This window comes from Algibacter sp. (assembly GCF_049667265.1).
Classification (GTDB): domain Bacteria; phylum Bacteroidota; class Bacteroidia; order Flavobacteriales; family Flavobacteriaceae; genus Algibacter_B.
In genome coordinates, this window is the sequence record NZ_JBATHX010000373.1 from 1 (window position 1) to 6775 (window position 6775).

The 6775-nt window shown below is 34.0% G+C and carries 5 protein-coding genes; all 5 read right to left on the reverse strand.

The features are described 5' to 3' along the window. Nucleotides 1-1584: TonB-dependent receptor domain-containing protein (locus tag WBN21_RS12970; RefSeq protein ID WP_424200938.1), on the reverse strand; the 1584-nt coding region annotated here is incomplete at its 3' end. Nucleotides 1585-1684: 100 nt separating this feature from the next. Further along, complete coding sequence (locus WBN21_RS12975; protein WP_424200940.1) at nucleotides 1685-2089, reverse strand: heavy-metal-associated domain-containing protein; 405 nt, start codon at nucleotides 2087-2089, stop codon at nucleotides 1685-1687. Between the two features lie 35 nt (nucleotides 2090-2124). Then, a complete protein-coding gene (locus WBN21_RS12980; protein WP_424200942.1) occupies nucleotides 2125-3897 on the reverse strand; it encodes an efflux RND transporter periplasmic adaptor subunit in 1773 nt (590 codons plus the stop codon). Nucleotides 3898-3908: 11 nt separating this feature from the next. Beyond that, nucleotides 3909-4700: a cation transporter gene (locus WBN21_RS12985; RefSeq protein WP_424200944.1), complete on the reverse strand. Its 792-nt coding sequence runs from the start codon at nucleotides 4698-4700 to the stop codon at nucleotides 3909-3911. Between the two features lie 4 nt (nucleotides 4701-4704). Then, on the reverse strand, nucleotides 4705-6775 hold a 2071-nt coding region (locus WBN21_RS12990; protein ID WP_424200946.1), incomplete at its 5' end, for a copper-translocating P-type ATPase.

Consider the following 6775-nt stretch of genomic DNA (forward strand, 5'->3'; position numbering starts at 1 on the left):
TAACCCATAAACCGACCCGCCAGAATTCAAAATACTAATTTGCCTTGATGTAGAAAACAACTGCTGATTTTCGGTGAAAATATTAGCACTTCGTTTTCCCCTTCCAAAAGATGCTCTAAATGCCGATTTGCTCCAGGGTGAATATCGTGCATGAACCCGCGGTGTTACGAATGTATCTAATAAATTATGGTGGTCAATTCGAAGTCCAGCGGTAAGGTTAAATAATTCCAGATTATCAAAACTATATTCAAAAAAACCTCCAACCGAGTTTTCAGTTCTTTCAAAATCTGAATTTAAATTTCCAGCCTCAATTAACTCATCATAATGATCGTAAGTATAACTAATTCCTGTTTTAATTTTATGTCTAGAATCGCTAATAATGGAGTTATAAATAGCATTGGCGTATAAACTATTATGCTCAATATCATACCTGTTTAAACCAAAATAAGATGCTTGGTTATGCTTACTAAACGCGGTTTGCACCCCAATACTTTGCCAAGGAATATCTGGATTTACATACCCGAATTTCCCTGACACTTCGTAACGTTTGGTGTCAATTTCACTTCCCCAACTGTTTGTGGTAAGCTTATCTGTATCAGGATTAAAACCTATTTGCCCGGTTTGCTTTTCATCATTTAAAAACTTTAAATTGATAAAACTTACAAACCCTTTTTCAGTATCAACATATTGCCACCGGTTCATTAAATTAATCTGCTTGAATTTTGGCATATCCAGAAAACCATCATTATTCACATCGTGTTCTTCATTATGTGTGTTTCCATGTAAATACAAACCCGTATGCCATTTTCTATTCACCTTAGTGTTAATATGAGTATTCAACTCTAGTCGTTCACTCGATGCGCCGTATAAATTCACAAATAATTTATTATCTGTTGCGGGCTTTACCAATTCTGCGTTAATTTGACCTGCAATACTCTCAAAACCATTAACCACGCTCCCCGCGCCTTTTGTAATTTGAATACTCTCTACCCAAGTTCCTGGAATAAAACTTAAACCATAAGCTTGTGATGCACCACGAATAGATGGAATATTTTCGGTAGCTATTAAAATATAAGGACTTGTTAATCCTAACATTTTTATTTGACGCGTTCCTGTAATGGCATCGGCAAAATTAACATCGATGGATGGGTTAGTTTCAAAACTTTCAGACAAGTTACAGCATGCTGCTTTTAACAATTCATCGCTACTCACGTTTATAACATTTGTGGCTTTATAGTACGATTTTGCCATGGTTTGCTTTCTTGATTTCAACAACACAGCATCCAAATTATCTGTTGGTTGCAGCCAATGTTGCACCTTTTTTGGTTTGGCAATGGTTAACGTATCTGTTTTAAAACCAACATAACTAATTACTAATTTTTTGTAAACTGATTTATATGGAATCGTAAAGGCGCCATCAATATCAGTAACTGTTCCAACCTCCGTATTCAGCCAGTAAACATTAGCTCCAGTTAAATAAATGGTTTCATTATTAATATTTGCTTCCAGTACAATACCTTCTAATTTGATCTGTGAAAATATGAGCCATGGAAGCATGACAATTATGTAAAGAAATTTTTTCAAATAATACGTGCTTAAATATTTGTGCATTCTTGCAATAGTACTAAAATTAAAAAACTACGACAATCAATTTTTATTGAAAATCATCAATCCGAAATCTAATTTAATTATTTTTATTCATTAACATTTCGTGGTCGTATTGACAACACCCTGGTAAATTCTTATAGGCTTCTTCACTACCTGCTACTTTTTCTGTATCATAACCTGATGCTGCAATTGCGTTATGGATTGCCATTGCATCTGTTTTACTATTGTCAAAAAACACGTCAATTTTCTTTTTATTGACATCCCAATTTGCACTAGCAACTCCTTCAACTTTGTTAACCGCTTTTTCGATGGTTTTTTTACACATTCCGCAATTACCTCTAACACCAAAAGACATGTCTGCCATAGCCATATCTTTAGATACTTCCGTTTTTGTTTCTGTTGTTTCCTGCTTGGTTTCGTTTTTACAACTTGTTAAACCTATAGCCATTACTAAAGCTACACTTAAAATTACTTTTTTCATTGTTTTAAAATTTAATTGTTATTATTTGATTTATATTACTCTATTACTTGTTTTATTTCTCCACAGGTTAGCATTGCACCACCAAAATATGGGTTGATTACTTTTTCTTCCCTGCTCAACCAGTATGCACCATTATTATCATCTACCATCGGACAAAACTCAACAAAGACTTTTTCATTGATACCAAAGGTCTGAATCGTGCTAATTAAATGTGATGAGAGGTGCTTAAAATGATTTCGTTGTGATTCAATATTTGATGTGCTTGAAATTGATTTTGCCGATGCTTTTATTTCTTTTTCTAAAGACATCCAATGACCGTGAGCCTCTTTATCCCTTAATAGCTTCATATCAACTTTAGATAAATTATCCAATAGTCTTTTTGATTCTGTTATTACGTTATTAGTATCATCTTTAACTAAAGCGTCTTTTAATTTGATATAATCATTAAAAACTATTTTCAATTGATTCTGAAAGCCCTTAGACACTTTTATCCTCTCATTCATATTAGAATGATTCTCATTATTTACTGAAGAATTCTTCTCCATTCCAAGATGTCCTTCATGACCAGTCATAACTTTACCACCTTCTTTATTCATCATTGATTTTTTGCCTTGTAATTGGGCTGCTGCATCAACGGTAAATGTTCCATTTGTTACTATCTCATCGTCAATTTTCAAACCCTCTAACACCTCATAATTATCGCCAATTTGATTACCTAATGTAATAATGCGCATTTCGAAAATTGGTTGAGTAGGGTCTGTTTTTACATAGACAACAGAACGTTCTCCTGTCCATAAAACTGCTGTTGATGGAATAGTCAACACTTCTTCTTTACCTGAAGTCATTCCTTTAATTTTTCCTTCAACAAACATTCCTGGTTTAAATACATCATCTTTATTATTAAGTACTGCTCTTAATTTCACCGTTCTTGTTCTGGTATCTAATACTGGATCTATAAAATCTACTTTAGCTTTAAATACTGCATTAGCATTTGCATTAGTAGTTATAGAAATAGCTTGACCTTTTTTAAATAAATCAATTTGATTTTCATATACATCAAAATTAGCCCATACCGTATTGAGATTTGCAATTTTCAGTAACGGTTGACCTTGTTTGATATAATCGCCTTGTTCGACCAATTTTTGTGAAACTGTACCTGAAACGGTTGCATATACCGGAAAGTTTTCTTTTACTTTTCCTGTTTCTTCAATCTGATTGATTTGATTACCAGAGAGCTTCCATAACTTCAATTTATTACGAACCGCCTTGTATAATCCAGGTTGTGATTCCTTTAATGAAGCTGCTGTAATGAGTTCTTGTTGCGCAGCATATAATTCTGGCGAGTAAATAGTTGCCAATAACTGTCCTTTTCTTATTTCTTCGCCTGTAAAACTTACATTTAAACGTTCTATTCTTCCTGAAAAATAACTGACTTGAACTGCATTAGCTTCTTCATTCTCTACAACTTTTCCTGATAATTTAATGGTATTATCTTCTGTTTTACCATTGCCAACAATTGACGTTTGAATGTTTGCCAATGCCATAGCGTTTTTTGTAAGCTTGAATTGGTCTGCTAATAATCCTTCAGAACTACTTTCCGCAGGAATTAAATCCATACCGCAAATTGGGCAATCGCCAGCTTCTGGTTGCATAATCTGTGGATGCATAGAACACGTCCACATTCGATTTGTTTCAGTTACTTCATCGTGATTATGTTCTGTCTCTGTATTAGATGAACCTCCAAAAAGGAACCACCCTAATAGCAATCCAACTGCTAATATTCCGATATAAATTATATATTTTTTCATTTTATTATATTTTAATTACTCAATTTTAAAATCCTTAAAGCACCTTGAATTACCAATGCAAAAACTATTATACCTATTATTAAATCTGGTAACCCAGAGTTTAACCAATTCACCAATAATCCTGCAATTATTACTCCTACATTGATAATAATATCGTTAGAAGTAAATATCATACTTGCACGCATATGCGCTTCTGTACTTTTAGATTTCTGCAATAAGTATAGACAAATACCATTAGCTATTAAAGCAAAAATTGAAACGATAATCATTGTAGAGAATACAGGTAAAGCCTCAAAACCTAAAAACCTACGAATAACCTCAACAATGCCAATCGTAGCGAGTGTTATCTGAAAATAGCCTGCATATTTTGCAATGCGTTTCTTTTTTAAAACCGTTCCGCCAACCGCTAAAAGACTTAATCCATACACAAATGAATCTGCAAGCATATCTAAACTATCTGCCACTAAACCCATTGATTTTGAAATTATACCTGTACTCATTTCAATAACAAAAAACACGAAATTAATTATTAGAACTGTCCATAAAAGTTTGGACTGAGTTGTTTGAGATTCATTAAGAACGATGTCCGTTTCTTCTGTACTTAATTTAATTTCATTCAGGCTTAATTCATTGATAGCTTTTTCAATAGGATTGACTCCGTTAATATGAAAAATAGTTAGAGTCCTTTCCTCTAAATCAAAGTCAAGTTGCTTGACACCATCAATATCAGATAACCTCATCCTAATCAGATTTTCTTCTGAAGGACAATCCATTTTTGATATTTTGAAAACTGTTTTGAACATTTTTTTAAATTTTAATATGTCTTAATCTTAAAGCGTTGACGATAACCGAAACCGAACTAAAACTCATTGCTAATGCAGCAATCATGGGCGAAAGTAAAATTCCGAAGAATGGGAACAAAACACCTGCTGCAATCGGCACACCTAACGTGTTATAGATAAGTGCAAAAAACAGATTCTGTTTAATGTTCTTCATTACAGCATCGCTTAAATTTCTTGCCTTAACAATACCGTGTAAATCTCCTTTTACCAAGGTTATCATAGCACTTTCTATAGCTACATCTGTTCCTGTACCCATTGCGACACCTACATCACTTTTAGCAAGTGCTGGTGCGTCATTAATACCATCGCCTGCCATAGCAACAACTTTTCCTTTTTCTTGTAGTTTCTCTACTTCCTTGAGTTTATCCTCAGGCAACATACTTGCTTTAAAATCTGTAAGATTTAATTCTGTTGCTACTGCTTGTGCTGTGTCGTGATTATCGCCTGTTAACATGATGACTTCAATACCTTTGTCTTGAAGTTCCTTGATGGCTTTGGCGCTAGTTTCCTTAATTTTATCGCCTATTACTACATAACCAGTAACCTTTTTATCTATTGATAAATAAGAAACTGTTTTCCCTTGTTTCTGATATACTTTAGCTTCTTCTTCCATCTGCAAGGTTATCTCAGCATTGGCATAATCCATCATCTTAGGATTTCCTAATGCCACCTTTTTATTTTTAATAGTAGCTTCTACTCCTTTACCTGTAACTGCACTAAATGCTTCTGAATTTAAAATTTCAGCGTTTTGTTCCTTTCCATATTTAACGGTTGCTTCTGCCAATGGATGTTCGCTGTTTTTGTTCAATGAAACAATATATTTCAGAATGTCACTTTCGCTAAAATCAGCATCAAAAGAGCCTATTGTTTCAACGGTTGGTTTTCCTTCGGTAATTGTTCCTGTCTTATCTACAATTAGTGTAGTAACCTTATCCATTTTTTCAAGTGCTTCAGCATTTTTAATTAATACACCATTTTGAGCACCTTTACCAACACCAACCATTACAGACATAGGTGTTGCCAATCCTAAAGCGCAAGGACAGGCTATTATCAAAACAGCGATAGCATTTACAAACGCATAAACATAAACTGGTTCTGGTCCCCAAATTGCCCAAACTGCAAAAGTTAATAAAGAGATAATGACCACAACAGGCACGAAATAACCTGATACTTTATCGGCTAAATTTTGAATTGGCGCACGACTTCTACTGGCATTGTTAACCATGTGGATGATTTGAGAGAGTAGTGTATCACTCCCCACTTTTTCAGCTTTCATTAAAAAAGATTGATTACCATTTATGGTTCCGCTGCTTACTTTATCATTTACTGTTTTATTAACAGGAATTGGCTCTCCAGTAATCATTGACTCATCAATGGTTGTATCTCCTTCTGTTATCGAGCCATCCACAGGAATCTTATCTCCTGGTTTTACTTTTAGAATATCATTTAATTCAATAGCATCGATGGTTACTTCAACATCTTCGCCATCTACCACTTTTATAGCTTTATTGGGTGCTAGCTTTAATAATTCTTTTACTGCTGAATTGGTTTTACTATGCGCACGAGCTTCTAAAAGTTGACCTAAAAGCACCAATGTTAGAATGACGGTTGCTGCTTCAAAATAAACGTGTACTGCTCCAGATTCCGTTTTGAACTGACTTGGAAAAATATCTGGAAAAAACATACCAAAACCACTAAATAACCAAGCTACACCTGCACCTATTCCAATAAGTGTAAACATATTAAGATTCCACGTTTTTATACTTTTATAGGCACGTTCAAAGAACATCCATGTTGCATAAAACACGACAGGAATTGATAATGCGAATTGAATCCAATTCCAATATTTTTGTTCCATGATGTCATACAATGGATTATTGGTCAACATTTCGCTCATTGCGATTAAGAAAATTTGCAATGTAAAAACAACTGCAATTTTAAACTTCTTTAATAATTTTTTATAGGTTTTCTCTTCCGCTGAACTATCTGCTTCCATTGGCACTAAATCCATTCCACATTTAGGACAAGCACCTGCT

What these genes read in the sequence shown, in the direction of transcription:
- WBN21_RS12985 (WP_424200944.1), bottom strand. Translation starts at nt 4,700, where the DNA reads ATGTTCAAAACAGTTTTCAAAATATCAAAAATGGATTGTCCTTCAGAA.
- WBN21_RS12975 (WP_424200940.1), bottom strand. Translation starts at nt 2,089, where the DNA reads ATGAAAAAAGTAATTTTAAGTGTAGCTTTAGTAATGGCTATAGGTTTA.
- WBN21_RS12980 (WP_424200942.1), bottom strand. Translation starts at nt 3,897, where the DNA reads ATGAAAAAATATATAATTTATATCGGAATATTAGCAGTTGGATTGCTA.